Source organism: Candidatus Riesia pediculicola (assembly GCF_002073915.1).
Lineage (GTDB): Bacteria > Pseudomonadota > Gammaproteobacteria > Enterobacterales > Enterobacteriaceae > Riesia > Riesia pediculicola.
Window position 1 is genome coordinate 183,366 of sequence record NZ_CP012841.1, and the last position, 19,236, is coordinate 202,601.

General features: G+C 26.5%; 12 protein-coding genes. 7 read left to right on the top strand and 5 right to left on the bottom strand.

The window, feature by feature from the left end:
• Nucleotides 1-265: 265 nt before the first annotated feature.
• Both mnmA and purB read left to right on the top strand, forming a co-directional pair.
• Nucleotides 266-1,357, top strand: coding sequence for a tRNA 2-thiouridine(34) synthase MnmA (gene mnmA, locus AOE55_RS00850; RefSeq protein ID WP_013087674.1), 1,092 nt, complete (start codon nucleotides 266-268; stop codon nucleotides 1,355-1,357).
• Nucleotides 1,358-1,469: 112 nt separating this feature from the next.
• Entirely contained in the window at nucleotides 1,470-2,873 is a 1,404-nt protein-coding gene (gene purB, locus AOE55_RS00855; protein ID WP_041855172.1) for an adenylosuccinate lyase, read from the top strand.
• Nucleotides 2,874-5,969: 3,096 nt separating this feature from the next.
• On the opposite strand, the gene AOE55_RS00860 is transcribed toward purB, so the two are convergent.
• The 4 genes from AOE55_RS00860 to AOE55_RS00875 all read right to left on the bottom strand — a co-directional run bounded on the left by AOE55_RS00860 (nucleotide 5,970) and on the right by AOE55_RS00875 (nucleotide 9,968).
• Nucleotides 5,970-7,271 (bottom strand): NAD(P)/FAD-dependent oxidoreductase, encoded by a 1,302-nt coding sequence (locus AOE55_RS00860; protein WP_013087473.1) that lies wholly within the window; start codon nucleotides 7,269-7,271, stop codon nucleotides 5,970-5,972.
• Nucleotides 7,272-7,701: 430 nt separating this feature from the next.
• A complete protein-coding gene (locus AOE55_RS00865) occupies nucleotides 7,702-8,205 on the bottom strand; it encodes a phosphatase PAP2 family protein (RefSeq protein WP_013087449.1) in 504 nt (167 codons plus the stop codon).
• A 418-nt stretch (nucleotides 8,206-8,623) separates the two neighbouring features.
• A complete protein-coding gene (gene infA, locus AOE55_RS00870) occupies nucleotides 8,624-8,842 on the bottom strand; it encodes a translation initiation factor IF-1 (protein WP_041855224.1) in 219 nt (72 codons plus the stop codon).
• A 151-nt stretch (nucleotides 8,843-8,993) separates the two neighbouring features.
• Nucleotides 8,994-9,968: an FAD-dependent oxidoreductase gene (locus AOE55_RS00875; protein WP_013087677.1), complete on the bottom strand. Its 975-nt coding sequence runs from the start codon at nucleotides 9,966-9,968 to the stop codon at nucleotides 8,994-8,996.
• A 1,461-nt stretch (nucleotides 9,969-11,429) separates the two neighbouring features.
• On the opposite strand from AOE55_RS00875, the gene serS reads away from it, so the two are divergent.
• From serS to AOE55_RS00905, 5 genes are all read left to right on the top strand, one after another.
• On the top strand, nucleotides 11,430-12,746 hold the full coding sequence (gene serS, locus AOE55_RS00880; protein ID WP_080611656.1) for a serine--tRNA ligase: 1,317 nt from the start codon (nucleotides 11,430-11,432) through the stop codon (nucleotides 12,744-12,746).
• Nucleotides 12,747-12,902: 156 nt separating this feature from the next.
• Entirely contained in the window at nucleotides 12,903-14,021 is a 1,119-nt protein-coding gene (gene serC, locus AOE55_RS00885) for a 3-phosphoserine/phosphohydroxythreonine transaminase (protein WP_080611659.1), read from the top strand.
• A 48-nt stretch (nucleotides 14,022-14,069) separates the two neighbouring features.
• A complete protein-coding gene (aroA, locus tag AOE55_RS00890) occupies nucleotides 14,070-15,353 on the top strand; it encodes a 3-phosphoshikimate 1-carboxyvinyltransferase (protein ID WP_231131481.1) in 1,284 nt (427 codons plus the stop codon).
• A gap of 373 nt (nucleotides 15,354-15,726) precedes the next feature.
• Nucleotides 15,727-17,391 carry a 30S ribosomal protein S1 gene (gene rpsA, locus AOE55_RS00895; protein WP_013087736.1) on the top strand — a complete coding sequence of 555 codons (1,665 nt, stop codon included), beginning with the start codon at nucleotides 15,727-15,729 and terminating at the stop codon, nucleotides 17,389-17,391.
• A gap of 347 nt (nucleotides 17,392-17,738) precedes the next feature.
• Nucleotides 17,739-17,903: a Trm112 family protein gene (locus tag AOE55_RS00905; RefSeq protein ID WP_013087924.1), complete on the top strand. Its 165-nt coding sequence runs from the start codon at nucleotides 17,739-17,741 to the stop codon at nucleotides 17,901-17,903.
• 107 nt (nucleotides 17,904-18,010) lie between these two features.
• Here the strand turns inward: AOE55_RS00905 and AOE55_RS00910 are convergent, their stop codons facing one another.
• Nucleotides 18,011-19,108, bottom strand: a complete 1,098-nt coding sequence (locus AOE55_RS00910) for a porin (protein WP_013087482.1) — start codon at nucleotides 19,106-19,108, stop codon at nucleotides 18,011-18,013.
• Nucleotides 19,109-19,236: the final 128 nt, after the last annotated feature.

Sequence of the window (19,236 nt, forward strand, 5' to 3'; positions counted from 1 at the left end):
AGTATTGAAAGATATTGAAATCCAAATGTATTAATTGTAAACATATATTTTTTATAGAGATTTATTTAATTTAAAAAAAGAAACTAAAAACATTTTTTCTCTTATAAAAGAGGATTTTGTAAGAAATTTCATACGATTTAAAAAAAATCCATTGAACTAATGAGATAGTTAGACAATCGTAATTTATACGATCTGAAAGAGTAAATCATCACAACGCATTGTTTTACTTTTATGAAAAAATTTTTTAGACAAATGAGCTTTTAATATGAAAAATAAGAAAAATTATGTAGCAAGAGTAGTAGTAGGAATGTCTGGAGGAGTAGACTCTTCAGTTGCAGCTCTTCTACTAAAAAAAAGAAATTATGAAGTTTTAGGATTGTTCATGAAAAATTGGGAAGAAGATGATGGTCATTCGTGTTCTTACATTGAAGATTTAAAAGATGTGAAATCTGTTTGCGAAAAACTAAAAATACAACTATATCAGGTGAACTTTTCAATAGAATACTGGAATAAAGTTTTTAAAGTCTTTCTTAAGAAGTATAAAACTGGAAAAACACCAAATCCAGATGTTTTATGTAATAAAGAAATTAAATTTAAAGAATTTTTAGACTTTTCTTTAGAAAATTTAAATGCAGATTATATTGCAACCGGGCATTATGTTAGAAAAAAGAAAAGAAATGAAAAATATATTTTGTTAAAAGCAAAAGATGAAAGAAAAGATCAAAGCTATTTTTTACATCTACTCGATCAATCTCAACTTGAAAAAGTCATTTTTCCAATTGGAGAATTTAAAAAATCTGAAATTCGTAAAATTGCTGAAAAAAATGGATTATTGAGTGTATCGAAAAAGAAAGATTCAACAGGAATATGTTTTATAGGAAAAAAAAGATTTGAAAACTTTCTTCAGAAGTATATTTCTTGTAAAAATGGAGATATTTTATCAGTTCATAAGGAAATTATTGGTCAACACCCTGGGTCTATCTTGTATACTTTAGGACAAAGAAAAGGAATCAGGATTGGCGGAATAAAAAATGAGAAGCATGGACCATGGTATGTAATAGACAAAAATGTCAAACAGAACACTATTATGATTTCTCAAAATAAATTTCATCCATCTTTAGTTTCAAAAGGAATTATAATAAATAATGTTCATTGGATATCTGAACCAAAGTATCGATGCAGTGTTCAGACTAGATATCATCAGAAAGAAACTTATTGTTCGATAAGGAAGATTTGCCTTAATAGAATATCAGTTCGCTTCGATCACCCAATTTTATCAGTCACTCCTGGTCAGTATGGAGTATTTTACGATCGAGAAGTTTGTTTAGGAGGTGGAGAGATAGATTTAAAATTTTAAAAAAAATTTCAGAAAAATCAATTTTTTAACATCTCTTCTTTATAAAGAAAGAATTATCAATTTCATTAGAAATCACTACTTAATCAAATATATGTCGAAAAAATTATCGAGTATGAAATATTCTTTTTCTAGGTTAAACGCAATATCTCCGATTGATGGAAGATATAAAGAAAAATCTGATATTCTTCGACCAATCTTCAGTGAGTTTGGATTAATAAAACGTAGAGTTGAGGTAGAAATTAGATGGCTTCAGATGTTATCAGAATCTTCTGAAATTCAAGAGGTTCCAAAATTTAGGAAGTGTATTAATGATTATTTAAATGAAATAATAAAAAATTTCAATTATTCCGATGCTATATTAATCAAAAAAATTGAAGAAAGAGTTAATCATGATGTAAAAGCAGTTGAGTATTTCTTAAAAAGAAAGATGTCAAAATTCTTTGAATTAAAAAAAATTAAGGAGTTCATTCATTTCGCATGTACTTCAGAAGACATCAACAACATTTCTTATGCCTTAATGTTAAAGGAATCGATAAAAAAAGTTATTGTTCCTAATTGGAAAGATATCATTGAAACTTTAGAAAAAATTGCTTTTTCTAATCGTTTAATACCGATCTTATCTAGAACACATGGAAGACCGGCTACTCCTAGCACAGTTGGAAAAGAGTTCATAAATTTTACTTATAGGATGAGAAAGCAATTGGATCAAATATTGAGAATTAAAATTTATGGAAAAATGAATGGAACCGTTGGTAACTATAATGCTCATTTATTTGCTTATCCAAAAATAGACTGGTTCAAAATAAGTGAAGAATTTGTTCTATCATTCGGTATAGAGTGGAATCCGCTCACTACACAAGTAGAACCATACGATTATATTGCGGAAATTTTCGATTGCATAGCACGTTTTAATACAATATTGATTGATCTTAGTCGAGATATATGGGGATATATCTGTCTTGGTTATTTCAAAAAAAAAATGAGTGATCAAGAAATTGGTTCTTCTATCATGCCTTACAAAAATAATCCAATTGAATTTGAAAATTCCGAAGGTAATTTAGAATTAGCAAACACATTATCGAGACATATTTCTCAGAAAATGCCAATTTCTAGATGGCAGAGAGATCTCAGTAATTCAACTCTCATAAGAAATTTAGGCGTTTGTATTTCTCACTCTTTGATAGCATATTTCTCTTTTAAAGATGGACTGAACAAGATTTGTATAGATGAAAAAAATATATCTCAGGAGCTTAACGAAAATTGGCAAGTGATTACAGAAGCAATACAAACTATTCTTAGAAAATATGGAGAAGATAGTCCGTACGAAAGGCTTAAAGAGTTGTTTCAAAGAAACAAAAAAATTACTAGAAAACATATAATTGAGTATGTAAACTCCTTAAAACTGCCTAATTTTGAAAAAGATAGAATACGATCAATCACTCCTAAAGATTACATTGGATTATCCAATGAGATGATTTTAAAAAATTTTGAGAACAAGAGAGAAAATAAAATTTAATTCACTTTCTATTTTCTGATAGATTAGTTGAATCTTTGAATAGAAGAAGTTAGAAATAATACAACTAAATATGTCAAAATATATCGTTTTTTTTAAAAAAAAGTAAAAAATCTACAAAATACGATCTTTCAAAAAAAATTTGAGATTGAAGAATTTTCTCTATTTTATAGATAATTTCTTTTAAATTGATATATTGTATGACATAAAGTTTCTCGAAAATTTCAATTAGACATATTTGATGAAATTGTTTTTATTCCAATGAATAAAAGGATGATAATTCTTTTGATAATTTATCAATTTCAGATTCAACGGAATGTAAAATATTAAAACAAGTTATATGGTGATTGTAAAAACATGATAATGTATAAAATATATCTCGATTTCATTCTAATATAATTATCTCAAAAATGTATGAAAATCCATCGTTTTCTTGAACAGATTGAACTTTCTTTTCTCATCTTTAATGTTATAATACCTTTAATTTTGATTTAAAGATTACTGATGATTTCCTTTCATATCCTAAATATTTTCGGATAAATCTGATAAAATGTTGCTATTTGATTATCTAGGACAGAGTTAATCTCAACTTTCTTCCTAATCTGACTTCTATTTCTTTTATATCAAAAGCAAAGTTTTTGATGAATCTTTTGATTATTTTCGTTTCACGTACTTAAATAATCTTTAAAGATTCACCAATGGGTGATCTTATCTCTTTATTTAAAGAGAAATGTTTTTATCATCTTTTTTTTTCAACTTAGATAAAAACTTTATCTTTTATTTAAAGATTTGCATCTATGAATTTAATTAATATAAAAACATGAGATTCCTTTAAAATACTCCAATTAACGTATGGAAAAGTCTTCAATAATCATCCATTTGATCTAATATATGAAGAATTCTCCTCCAAATCAGGTAGAAAAAAGTCTTATATTTTTTCCGTATAGAATGTCACGTTAAAACCTTTAAGCTCACTTAATATGACTATCAAAACGGATAGTGATTAATTTAGAATCCAATTCATTAATCTAATCCATCTCTTCTTTTTTAGATATTTGATAAGAAATCTATAATAGAAGATATATCTTGTGAAGCATCATCGGATCGAGTCAACATGATATATCCATCTTTAACTACGTTTTTTCTCATAGAACTGCTAGTTGATTAGCATGTGTAACACTTATAAAAGTGGTTTCCTTCTCGTAATTAATTTCAAGAAACGAATCAGAAACATTTTTTGTAGATTTCTAGTTGGTTCATCCACAACAAAAGAAACGGATTGAACCTTACTAACTTACCACAAATTCTCTTTCTCTTTCTCCACCTGATACTCTAATATTTGATTTTTAGTGTTTTCAGACAGATTAACTTCAAGACAATATTCTTTTGGTTTGGTCAATCGATTTTTTGTAAATTTTTCCCCCGATTAACAATGGCTTGATTATATTCTCCATTATGGCAAAGTTGAATAATCCGATATATTGATTTCTAATTTTTGCTAGTTCTCGATCTCGGTTAAACCATGTAAGTTCTTTTCATAGAAATCACTTTTCTAGAAGAGATTTTCCATTCTAGATAAAAGATGGAGTGATATTCTCTCACCAGATTCAGAAATACCCGATAATATAATCGTCTCTCCTTAAGAAATGGAAAAAGAAATTTTTTTAATCACTCTTATCACCTTTCCTTCGTTAAGATAGCTTTTGTCGACTTTCTTAAAGTTTAAAAAATCGTTATTAATCATGACTTAGTATATTTATTTGGTAAAATAGATGTGCAGTAAGAATAAATTGAATTGGAAATGATAATAAAATTAAAAAACACGAACTCGAAAACAGTAAAATAAATTGAAATTGATTGACAAGTCTTCTCGATAAGTAATCTAACAATCTAAAGTTTCATTACTTCTTTGATATTGCAAAGGTTGCTTAGTGCGTTTCCAAAACGATATTCCTAGAAATTTTATAAAAGCGGTTTAAAAATAAAAATTATCATTATTTATAAATTTTTTGCTCCTAAATTTTTAAAATAGAAATTTCTTTCTTCGCTTTAATAGTAAAGGAATATTGAAGATATCAATCCAAAATAAGAAATTAGAATAGTTCGTGCAACTTAATAAATAAAAAAGTTATTTTTCTCAATCTTGATGGATTTAAAGATATTTTTTGAATTCCAATCTTCCAAAAGATGCTCGTAGGATTTTTTTGAATGATTGGATTTATGTTTAATGGATTTTTAGATATCTCTTCCTCCTTCTAACAATATTCTTGTCTTCGTAATGTACGATGTTTCTGGTATCTTTTTGATTAATTAAAACTCTATTTCATCAACTTCAGTTTCTATGATGAATCCATCAAACATAGAAAATATCTTTTGATTTGATACATCTTCAATAATTGTTTAATGAACTCTACACTTAATATTATTAATTCAATTTGATCATATAATTTTACTTTTAATTGATTCGCTGACTTTTTCTAATATGATTGAATATTTTTTAGAAATTAAATCAAGAATATTTTTATTTTCTAAAATCAAATCTCTGTTATTTAGATCAAATTCCTATTATCGTAATAAAACTAATTCCTTTTTGATTCCGTATGCTCGATAAGAATTCTTCAATACATTGAGAAATTTTAGAAATTCCATTTAAATTTTAAATAGTTCCTTAAGATAAAATGGATCCAATATATTTTCTGTATTTAAAATAGCATACATAGTCATCTTAGCGTTCTTTTTAAAAGAATACTAGAATCCATTTATTAAAACTGTATAAATGATTAAAGATGCGTTTCTAATGTCGTTCTGATATTGACAATATCAAAAGAAATTTTTGTTTAGTAAACATCTTAAAAAATATCGAAATTCAATCTGGAAGAAATAAATGAATTCATATGATTTTAATCTAGCTTTCTCAATCAATTTAGAAATCATACTCTTTTAATTTTTCTATAAAGATATTTTCAATCTGAAATAATGGAAAAATATCAAGAAAATATACTACTTCTGTAGAACTTCGAACTTACTGTAATTTTTTTTGATTGAAAAGTTAAACATAAACTTATAAATTTACTTGAAGTCAAAAAATCAATGAATTTTTCAATATAAATTAAATCTACTGGATTTCGATAGTCTATCAAAATTTTCAAAAATAGTAGAAGAAAAAGTTTTCAAAAAACCATGTATTGAAATTTGATAATTTCGGTATAAGGATAAATATATAATTCTAGCAAGACTTCCATGTATTTGAATTGGCCTCTTAATCGGATTTATAAAAATGTTTCCTACAGTATTTAATTTGGAAAGTGATATTAAAAAACCTCGATCTTTATAAGAATAGCTTCTCAGCGTTTTCTTTTTTAACATCAACAATATGTTTTGATAACATAAATCAGCCATTTGACTAGCAGCCTGTGCTCTAGGTGGAACAATTCTTCCACTTTCTTCTTGAAGAAATGCGCAATCTCCAATAGCGAATATTTGATCGTTTAGAGTAGTCTGTAAAGTAGGTCGAACTATAATTTGATTAATTGAATTAGTTTTAATGTTATCGATATCTTTTATAAAATTTTGTACTTTTACTCCGGCGACCCAAACTATAAGATCTGAATATATTTTCGATGAATCAGTTTGTAAACCATACTGAAACACTTTTTTAACTTTAGTGTTCGTCAAAATTAAAGTTCCAACTTTTTCTAACTCTTTTTTTACAATTTGAGAAACCCTTTCTGATAATGATGGTAAGATTCTTTTTTCAGCTTCCAAAAGATATACTTTTAGTTGATATTTGTTAAATCCTTCAAATTTATATTCATTTAAATAATTTAACATATTAAAAAGCTCTGCACAAAGCTCTACTCCAGTAGCTCCTCCTCCAACTATTGCAACTTTTATTTTGGACTCATTACCTTTCACCATTAATTTTCTAAAAAAAATATCAATTATTTTTTCTCGAAATAAATTAGCTTGCTCGAAATTATCTAGAAAAGTACAGTGTTCCTTCACTCCTTCTATATTGAAATCGTTAGAAATACTTCCTAAAGAAATTACTAAAATATCGAATTTAATTTTTCTTTCTAAAAATTTTTCTTTTCCTCCATCAAAAAATGTTGAAACCGTGATCATTTTTTTTTCTTTATCAATATTTCGAAGTTCTCCTAGATGAAAATGAAAATGATGTTTGTAAGCATGATTAAAATAGTTCACTGAATTTAAATGCATATTGATGGATCCAGAAGCTACTTCATGAAGAATAGGTTTCCAAATATAACTATGATTTTGATCAACCAGTATAATATTTGCCAACTTTGACTTTCCTAAGTTATTTCCTAGCTTTGTAGCTAATTTTAATCCCCCAACACCCCCTCCGACAATAACTATTGTTACTCTTTTTTTTGTCATAAATTACCTTTAATCTTCATTGATATACATCGTTAATCGAAAAATATATCTATGTTTTCATGTTCAATTTAAGTTTTAATAAAAAAAATATTCAATTTCTTTTAAAAAATTGAAGAACGACTAAAAGATCTTTGAAAGAAGAGATTTTCTAAAAATTTTTTAGCATCCCTCGGATTTTATTTTTAGAAAAACTAACTTATTATGAAAATAATAACTTGATTTAAAGAATACAGAATATTTTTTAATTGATTTAAAAAGTTCGATTTTTTGAGATAATTATCGAAAGAGATTCATAACAAGTTTTATTGTATATGTATTTTACTTCTTTCGGAAAAGTAAAAATTAATTTTTTCGATTGATTTGATTTTCCTAAAGAGTTTATAAGAAAATATTTTGATCTTAAAAAATAAAAAGATATGAACGAAAATTTTTATTTTCGGAAAAATCTAATTTTTTTTAAGAAAATTAAAAAAGATATGTAGTTTTTCTTACAGAAATAGTTTGTTATTACACAAGAAAAAATAGAAATAAAGAAAGAGCTAATCATATCTGATATCCAATGAACCCCTAATAAAACTCTAGCTAAACAAATGAAAAAAGAAGGTAAAAAGATAAGTGTTCTAAATCTATTTTTCATCCAAAATAAACATCCGAAAGAAATGGTGAAACAAGCTGATCCATGCATGCTCGGAAAAGAGGAATTCAATCTATGACAAAGAATATTTCTTTTTATTCCTATTACAAAAGGACGATCTTTATATAAAATCTTTGATAAAAGGAAAGATAACGTCAAACTAGTGAACAAAGAGACGATTATTTTAAAAATTAAAGAAAAATGAGTAAAAGATCTTTTTTTCTCTAATAAAAAAATTGTTCCTACAAAAATGGGAAAAAAAAATATCAATCTCTCCGCAAGAAAAATCAAAAGAAGCATTACACAGCCATACTATAATCACGTTACTTATTTTCGATAATTAAAAAAATCGAGTTTTTCCATCAAAATTCATCAAATAATAAAAAATATTTTTAAATTCAATTAATATTCTCTTTTTTACTCTCCTAATTTTGAAAAAATTTTCTAAACTTCTTATTTTCGTTTTTTTATATATTTCTGAAAATATAAATCAATTTTAAGATACAGATATACGAAGTAGAATAAAATTTTCTATAAATTTCAGTTTAGTGATTATAAACTGATATGAGTTATTTTACGAATACATCATATATTTTTATAATTTTCAAAAAAACTTGTTTCTAAAAATTTTTTAGAATTATTTTTTTAATACTTAATTAAAAAATTCAGTTTTGTTAAATAATTAAATCTTTATTTACGGTTAATAAACAAGTATATATCATCGATTTCTAAAAATTATCCTTCCTTTTGTAAGATCATAAGGGCTTAGTTCTACAGTAACTTTATCTCCAGTTAAAATTCTTATGTAATTTTTCCTCATTTTTCCAGAAATATGAGCAATTATTTTTTTTCCATTTTCTAAACGAACCCGAAATGTTGTGTTCGGCAGGGTATCTAAAACCACACCTTGAGCTTCAACTCCCGTTTCTTTAACCATATCATCCTTCATAGAAATATTTTTCATTAGCTATGTTCATAACTAACAACAATCATTACAAAGTAAACTCTTATAAGTTAAAAAAGTTCACTCTACAATTTCTTTATCAAAGAATTTTTTAAAAAAAGACTAGAAATATATTATTATTATTTCATATATCACCAACTTTATATAAATACCTTTCTGCGTCAATAGCCGCCATACATCCTGTTCCTGCAGAAGAAATAGCTTGTCTATAAAAACTATCTGAAACATCTCCTGCAGCGAATACTCCCTTCACAGAAGTCTCTGTCATACATCGACTTTTTAAACTAGTTTTAATATATCCATCTTGCAGATCTAATTGACCTTGAAAAATACTAGTATTTGGATTACTCCCGACAGCAACGAATATTCCAGAAACAAAAAGATTTTTTTCAGAACCATTTAGATTAGATTTTATTTTAATAGACGTAATTCCCTTCTCATTTCCTTCAGCATCACAAACCACATAATTGGTATATAAGAAGACTTTTTTTTGATTAACTTTTTTATAAATTTTATCAATTAAGAGTTTTTCTGCTCTGAATTTTTTACTACGATGTATCAAATTAACCTCTTTTGCTATCTTAGAAAGATAAATAGCTTCTTCAAGAGCATTATTTCCTCCACCAACAACAGCAATTTTTTGATTTCTATAAAAAAATCCATCACAAGTTGCACAAAAAGAAACTCCTTTTCCCTCAAATCTTTTTTCAAAACTTAAACCAAGATTTCTGAATGACGAACCAGTGGCAATAATTAAAGAGTCACAACTGTATCTTTTTAAACTTCCAAATAAAAGAAATGGACGGTTCGTTAAATCTACCTTATAAATTTGATCCTCTATAATATCAGAAAATGGTATGAAATTTCTTACTTGTCTTAATGTATTCTCCATAATAAAAGATCCTGTTTGACTCGGATATAAACCCGTCCAATTCTCTACTGAATTTGCTAAAGCAATTTGTCCTCCTTTTTGAAAACCAGTTATTAAAATTGGTCTCAATCCTGCTCTCGATGTATATATCGCTGAAGTACATCCAGCTGGTCCCGATCCTAGTATAATTACCTTTCTATGAAGAAAATTATCATTAGTTCTTTTCATATCTTTAACTGTAACAAGTATGAAATAAATTGATCAATTAAATATATTAATCGTATTTTAGAAAGATGAGTCATTTTTTATCAAAAGGTTATCTTACGATTATTTTAATCTTTATATTATTATGAGGTTAAATGAGTTATATTTTTAAAAAAAATTTATTTAGAAAGTTATATAAATTTTGAATAACTGAGTTCCTCGTTTATAATTACAAAAAAGTAAAAGTATGTTCAAGTTTTTTAAAAAGTCATTTCGTTTAAAAAATTTTTCAAAAACTCTTCTCGAATAGGGATATCTTTCTTTTTTATTTTACATGTTCATTTATTGTTTCCTATATAACTTTAAGAAAAAAATAATCATAAATCTATAAGATAATATTTCTTAAAGAGAAATACTTTTTAAAATCTTCAAAAAAAATCAAAAATTTTTTAATTAACAAAAACACAAAGAAATTTCAGAAATCTTCATTTCTTTCAATAATTATTTTAAAAATGCTGATATAAAAAATTATTAAATAAATCCTAAAAAAAATTTGATTCCTCTACTTTTTATAAAATATCGTACGAGAAACTTATGAACTAATAAATACTAAATGTTCAAGATTTCTTATGAAATTCTTACCAAAAATTAGAATCAGAAACTAGTTTTTTTGAAATTAATAAAAATGAAAAATTTATTTTTAATATTAAAAATTCTGATAATGTTTTTAGAAAATCCCGTTATTTTTAATCTATCCAACAAATTATCGAATAGAATAAAGTGAATTAAGAATTTTTCTCAGATTTTGCTCAAAAAGTAATTGATGAAAATAAAAAATCAATTCATTTCAGCTCAGGAAAACTATGAACTAAAAATCTAGATTTTCTTCAATTCTCAATATCTTAAAGAATCCATCCCAGCAATTATAAGGATATCATACATTTTTATTAATTTTAACAACAATAAAATACGATTATTTCTCTTAAAAATTTTCGCATTTGTTCATTTCTTAAAAAAATGAATTTGAATAAATTAGATTTTATAAACAATTGCATCGTTCAAAAAAGAGGTCAAGTTTTTTGTTCAAAAAAACGAGGAAAAAATCTATTCTCTATTACAATCTATAAAAATGAAAGAATATCCGAATTATAAATTTTTGATAAAAACAGAATATTCCCTTACAATTTTAAAAATCTGAGAAGAGATATAAAAGATATAAATGAAAGAAAATGCAAATTCATATCAAATTTAAATACTACCTTGATGATCGAAGAAAAAATCATTAAGATATTGAGTAGAATTTTTGCTTTTCTTTAGAAAAAGAAATACGAAATATCCTCTCTATATCTTGGAGATAAGATCGTTTTTTAAAGTATATTTTACCATATTTAAGTATCCCTAAAAATTCGTTTTAATATTAGAAAAATTTACGAAAATATTATTCTCATAATTTAATTATATTTGCATTTCATTATAAGAGGGAGAATGTTAGATTCAAAAAAATTTTTTTCCAAATTAGAGGATGTCGAACAAAGACTGTCTGAAAGAGGATTTATTTTAAACAGAGAGGAAATTATCAAGTTAAAAAAAGAAGAAAAAATACTTGAAACTGAAATTAATTCATTAAGAATAAAAAGGAACTTAATTTCAAAAACTATTGGAATTGAAAAGAGAATATCAAAAAATGTCAATATTTTACATATAAAAGCAAAAAAAATTAGTGAAGAGCTTTCTTGTAAAGCATTGAAGTTAAAAACTATAAAAAGTAAAATCCGAGAAATATTTTCGGAAATACCAAATTTACCTGAAAAACATATTTTGTCTTCAAATAGAAAAAAAGATGATATTGAAATCAAAAGATGGGGAAAAAAGAGAAAGTTCAATTTCAAAATTAAAAATCATATTGAATTAACTAAAAAAAATAAGAACATTGATTTTGCTATTGCAGCTAAAATATCCAAATCCAAATTTTCTGTCATCTCCGGCTCACTAGCTAGACTTTATAGAGCTCTATCTCAATTTATGATAGATCTACATGTCGATCAACACGGTTATTATGAAGTTTTAGTTCCTTACATAGTAAATTACCAATCTTTATACCATACAGGACACCTTCCAAAGTTTATGAACGATTTATTTTCCATCAAATTAAACAAAAATCTGAAAGAAAATCATGAAGATTATTTCTTAGTACCGACCGGAGAAGTTCCAATGGTTAATTTGGTTCAAGACAAAATATTTTCGTATGAATCTCTTCCTATTAAATTAATATCCAATACAGCTTGTTTTCGTTTAGAAGCTGGATCTTATGGAAAAAAAACCAGGGGTTTAATTAGATCACATCAATTTGATAAAGTAGAGCTCGTTCAAATAGTTCAACCAGAAAAATCCAGAACGGCTTTAGAAGAACTAACTTCGCATGCTGAAAAAATTCTTGAATTGTTGAAACTACCATATAGAAAATTAATATTGCATTCTGAAAATCTAGGATTTTCTTCTAGTAAAACATACGATTTAGAAGTATGGTTCCCATCACAAAAAAAATATATTGAAATATCCTCTTGTTCAAATACAACTGACTTTCAGTCAAGAAGAATGAATACTAAATTCAAAAAAGGAAACGATCGTTCTAAACAATTAGTTCATATTTTGAATGGATCTGGTCTACCAATTGGTAGAACTATGGCAGCTATATTAGAGAATTATCAGATGTGCGATGGATCTATCAAAATACCAGAAATATTAAAAAGATACATGAATGAGTTGGATCAAATTTCTTTAGATGAACCAATAAGATATTAGAAATTTCGATCACATTCAATCTTAAAAATTATTTGAAATTTGAACTAGTGCCAAATGTTAACGAAAAAAATAACTTATCAGATATTGTAACGATTTTTAATACTCATCAAATCATTTCTACGTTGTCGAACATAAAATCTTATTAAAGCTATTGAGATGAACAAAAGAATATATAATTTTAGTGCTGGTCCTTCTTGTATACCTAAAGAAGTTTTAAAACAAATTAAAAAAGAATCTGCTTGTTGGAAAAAATCAAATGTATCTGTAATGGAAATAAGTCATAGAAGTGAAACTTTTTTGGAAATTTCTAATGAACTCCACGAAAATATTAGAAAAACTTTAAATATTCCAAAAAACTATGAAATACTCCTTCTTCATGGAGGAGCAAGAGGTATGTTTTCTGCAATTCCACTGAACTTATTTCAAAAAAAAGAAGTGGTCGATTATGTGATCGGAGGGTATTGGTCAAATTATGCTTATCGAGAAGCATCTAGATACTGCTCAGCTAATGCCATTTATATAAACACTAAAACAAAGGATAATAAAAAAATCGATCTCGTTCCAATATCAGAATGGAAATTATCAAATTCAAAGTACTTACATCTTTGCCATAATGAAACAGTTGAAGGTATAAAAATTGATCTTTCAAATGATGAAATATTTAAGAAAAAAATTGTCATTGCAGATTTTTCTTCTTCGATTTTATCTGAACCATTAAATATATCAAATTTTGGATTAATTTATGCTAGTTCTCAGAAAAATATAGGTATCTCTGGAATTGCATTAGTGATCATTAGGAAAGATTTGGTAAAAGAATCTTGTCAAGTCTTCACTCCTTCCATTTTAAATTTTTTTTTGCAGACAAAACATCATTCTTTATATAACACTCCGAATACGTTCTCCTGGTATGTATCAACATTAATATTCAGATGGATCATGAAAAATGGAGGATTACAGAAAATAAAAATAAACAATCAAAAAAAATCGAACCTACTATACGATACTCTCGATAAGAGTCATCTCTATATTAATGATATCAATCCAAAATATCGTTCTACAACAAATGTTACTTTCCGAATTCATGAAAAAGGTCTCAATGAAAAATTCATTGAATTGTCTGAAAAGTCAGGATTTTTGTTTTTGAGAGGTCATAGAGTGATGAAAGGGATGAGAGCTTCTATATACAATTCCATGCCATTCGAAGGTGTTAAAAAACTCTCTAATTTTATGAAAGATTTCGAGAATCAATATTTTCCTAAAAGAAAATTTTTTTAGCTTAATTCTATTAATGTATAGTTTAATAAATATTTTTAATTGAGAAGTATGATAACAATTCCTCCTATCTCATATTTGAAAGGAAATGTTGAAGTTCCTGGATCAAAGAGTATATCTAACAGAATTTTATTACTTTCTGCACTTTCTAGAGGAAAAACCAAAATAGTCAATTTATCTGATTGTCAAGATACTGAGATCATGTTAAGTGTTTTAAAAAAAATTGGAATAAAATTTGATCTTTTCAAACGTAACAACTTTTGTATTATATATGGTAATCCAAATTGTTTTATTAATTGTGGAAAGACAGATCCAACAAGATTATCTTTCGGAAATTCTGGAATTTCTATTAGATTCTTAACCGCAATTCTATCAATTTCAAATAATAACGTAGTGCTTACTGGAACAAAAAGAATGCAAGAAAGACCTATTAAGCAACTGGTTTCTTCTTTAAAGCAAGGAAACGCAAAAATTTTTTATGAAAAAAGATACGGATTTGTACCTTTGAAGGTCATTGGGGGATTTCATGGTGGAGAGATTGTTTTGGATTCTCATATTTCCAGTCAGTTTTTAAGTGCATTATTGATAGCTGCTCCATTGGCACCAAATTCTACAAGAATATTAGTTAAAAAGAGAATTGTCTCTAAACCTTATATAGATATGACATTAAGTATGATTCGTTTATTTAAAGTACATATTGAGAACTATCATTATCGATTATTTCAAGTTAATCCAAATCAGAAGTATGTCTCTCCAAAATTTTATTGTGTGGAACCAGATATGACTTCAGCTTCTTATTTTTTAGCTGCGAGTGCAATCAAAGGAAAATTTATTAGAATTAATGGAATCAAAAAAGATAGTATACAAGGAGATTCAAAATTTATCGATATTATTCGAAAAATGGGAGCAAATATACTGTGGAAAGAAGATTATGTTGAATGCAGGAAAGGAGAACTATGTGGAATCAATATAGATGCAAACGATGTTCCTGATTCTGCAATGACTATTGCAATATTGGCTTTATTTGCACGAGGAAAAACTATTATTAAAAATATGAATCATTGGAGATTTAAAGAATCAAACAGAATAATTTCTATGAAGGATGGATTAATTAGAGCAGGAGCATATGTTGAAGAGAAAAGAAATAGAATAATTATTTATCCACCCGAAAAATTTCAACAATCAAAAATTCGAACTTACAACGATCATAGAATAGCTATGTGCTTTTCTCTGTTATCCTTATCCGATCGGACGGTTATTATCGATCATCCAGGTTGTGTCAATAAGACTTTTCCAAATTTCTTTCAAAAGTTGAAAGAAGTATCTTATAGATGAGTTTTAATTCTTTGTAAAGGGACATTTTTGAAAAATTACTTTATAATTAAACAATATCGATTTTTGAAAAAATTTTTTTTCAAACTCGATATAGTTTTAATAAAAAAGATTTTAATAATTAAAGGTAAGATAATTACACGAGAGAATATAAGAACTATATAGAAAACGATTGTTAAATATATTTTTCAGTCGATCCTCAGATTCATTTTTATATCTTATATTTTTGAATCATCGACTATCCAAGAGTTTTTTAAAACTATGAAATTAATAATAATTCTATCTTATAGATATCTATTTTTCAATCGATTACTAATCAAACAAAATCCATTATAATTTAAGGAACAATTACACGAAAATAGAATATATATTTAATATGAATCAATCATTTAGTCAACTATTTAGAAAATCTCTAAAAGATCTAAAAATACGATCTGGATCACTAGTTCAGGGTAAAGTAATAAATATCGAAAAAGATACGATAATAATCGATACAGGATTAAAATCTGAATCTTTTGTTCCAATAGGACAATTTAAGGATTCAAAAGGAAAAATTGAGGTAAATATAGGAGATACGGTAGATGTTATTCTTGAAACCATAGAGGACGGATTTGGAGAAACTGTAGTTTCAAGAGAGAAAGCGAAAAGGAATGCAATCTGGACTTTTTTAAAAGAATCTTATTCAGGAGGTAAAAAGATATCTGGAATCATAACTGAAAAGGTAAAGGGAGGATTTGCAGTCGAAATAGAAGGAATTCGAGCTTTTCTTCCAGGATCTCTATTTGATGTTAGACCGATTAGAGATTTTTCTTCCAATAATTTAGAAGGAAAAGAAATAGAATTCAAGATTATCAAACTAGATCAAAGAAGAAACAATATAGTAGTGTCTAGAAAAGCAATAATTGAATCTGAGAATAATAATGATCGAATAAGTTTGTTAGAGAGCTTAAAAGAAGGAATAGAAGTTCCGGGAATTGTAAAAAATTTGACAGACTATGGAGCTTTTATTGATCTAGGAGGAGTAGACGGGTTATTGCATATCACTGACATATCTTGGAAAAGAGTAAAACATCCAAGTGAGATAGTAAAGATAGGTGATAATATTAAAGTTAAAGTATTGAAATTTGATAAAGATAAAAGTAGAGTTTCACTGGGTTTGAAACAGTTAGGAATTGATCCGTGGAAAGGAATATTAGAGAAATATTCTCCAGGAAAGAAAATTGTTGGAAAAGTGACAAATATTACTGATTACGGCTGTTTTGTAGAGATCGAAGAAGGAATAGAAGGTTTGGTTCATGTTTCTGAAATAGATTGGACTAAAAGGAATATACATCCTTCTAAGATAGTGAATATTGGAGAAGAGATTAAGGTTATGATATTGGATATAGATGAAAAAAGACGTCGTATATCGTTGGGTTTAAAGCAATGTCAACCGAATCCATGGAAACAATTCTCAGAAGCTCATTCAAAAAATGATCGTGTAGAAGGGAAAATAAAGTCCATTACTGATTTCGGAATATTCATCGAACTAAATGGTGGAATAGATGGATTAGTACACTCTTCTGATGTATCTTGGGACAATTCGTATGAGGAAGAATCAGTTAAATATAAAAAAGGAGATCTAATATCTGCTGTAGTTTTGCAAGTTGATTTTGAGAGAGAAAGAATATCTTTAGGAATTAAACAACTTTCTGAAGATCCAATTCAAAAATATTCTAAAAAATATAAAAAAGGAGATAAAATTTTCGGTAAGGTGATTTCTATAGAAGAAAAGGAAGTCATCATATCTTTAGAAAACAAAATATTAGGAAAATTATACGTTCCTGAGAACGTACCAGAAAATTATCAAGTTGGAAAACAAATTCCAGTTAAATACATTGGAATTGACAGAAAAAGTAGAATGATTATCGCTTCGATTTATGAAAAGTTTAATTTATCAATAGAAAAGGAAAGAAAAGTTTGCGAAAATCATGAAAAAAAAGAAAGAAATAAATTTTCCAATATTATGATTGAGGCTTTTAAAGCAGCGAAAAATGAATAGTTTGATCAAAGATTTTTTATTCAAATGTTTAAACTTCATTTATATTATTCTTCAATATATTAAAGAAAGCTTGATTTTCGATATTTTTTCTGATCATTTTATTTTTTGTATTGATTTTTCTATAATGCATAAAATAAAAATTTTTGAGAAGTTCGTATATTATCAACTTCTTAATCCTTGTTGAAAAATATAAATTTTTCTTTCTATAGGATTCTTGGTCTTTTATAGTCCATAATTGTATTTGAGAAAGTATTGTAGATTTTTTTGGAAGAAGAAAGAAGACAAATAGAATTCTTTTAGTTCGAAATGACTGTATATAGAATATACTACGTAGACTTTATGCCAAGATGGACAAATTTTTAATCAACATCATTGCATGTCCTATATGTACTGGAAGATTAGTTCACAGTAAAAAAAATTCTGAATTAATTTGTCAAAAAGATCGAGTGGCTTTTCCGATTAAGAAAAATATATTGGTTTTAATGGAAGAAAAAAGCAGAAAAGTTATTTGAAGATTTCGTAAAATCACATAAGTTTTATAGTTTTTGATTTTTTTCTAAAGATTCTCTTAATAAGAGGGTTTGATTTTTTTTGAACAAAAAAAAATAAAGTTATACTTTTAAAATTCATACTCTATTCCAAATAGAGCAGAATTTTTTCCTAAAAAATTTCTCTCATAAAAACTAGGAACATTGAATTGATAATTCAATTTTGCGATTAAGTTCTTATCAAACCGATAAGATGCTCCTAAATGAATAGATTTCTTATTGGAATCTTCTTGAAGATCATTCAAACTACTACTAGAGAATTGTTTTTTATTTGAGAACCCTAAAAATGGTCTAAATTTAGTTTTTTCGAAAAGAGTTTCGAAAACTAAACTAAAATTTTTCAAATTATTTTTTTGTGTTTTCTCAATTTTTTGGAATTTATAAACGTTTTCGTCGATTAACGTATCTTCATAAATTAAAGAAACACAGAAGTTTTTTTTAAAATTCTTATACTGCAACCCAACATTCCAAGACTTTATGTCCTGAAAATTCATCTGGTTTTGTTCATACAATCTAGATTGTCCAATATCTAAATATGATCCTCCTATCTTTAACCCATATCCAAGATCATAATCGGTAGAAAAACCAAGCCCTGGATAAACCGTCAAAACGGTTTCATTTAATTTTCTGAGATTTTTTCCATAATACTGAACAGCAAAATTCAATTTATTTTGAGTACCAAAGAAATTTCTATATGTCAAAAGATTATAGTGTACATTTTTTATTTTTTGAATTGGATGAGAATGTTTATCTTCTATCCGATCTTGAATAAGTTGAGTCCACTTCCTAATATCGTATAATATTGTGTGGTTCTTTCCATATTCTAATAAACCAAACTTTTCAGAATCTAAACCTACGTTGGTTAAATTACTTCTACTATAACTATTATTCTTAGAGTGGCTCATCCCTGTTTCTAACTCAAAATTTCCGAAACCCGTTAATCCGTGAGATATTACTTTTTTTCCTGTAATTCGAACATTTGTTTGATTTAAAGTTTCTTCGTTTAAGAAATCGGAACGATTGTTTTGTATTCCAATGGATCCGAAAATCTCTATTCTTTGACCGTTTTTATCATAGACTTCTAAAGCATGAACTGAACGAATCAATATGCTTAACGAAAATACAATAAAAAGAATCCTCTTCATTATTTTATGAATGTTTTTGATCATAAAAAAATCATATTGAAGAAATGGAATTTTAAAAAATTGAATAATTCACTGTTCATTATCTTTGGCAAGACTAAAGAACATCGATACGTCATTTAGATTTCCAAACTTTTCGAATCGAATATAAAAAA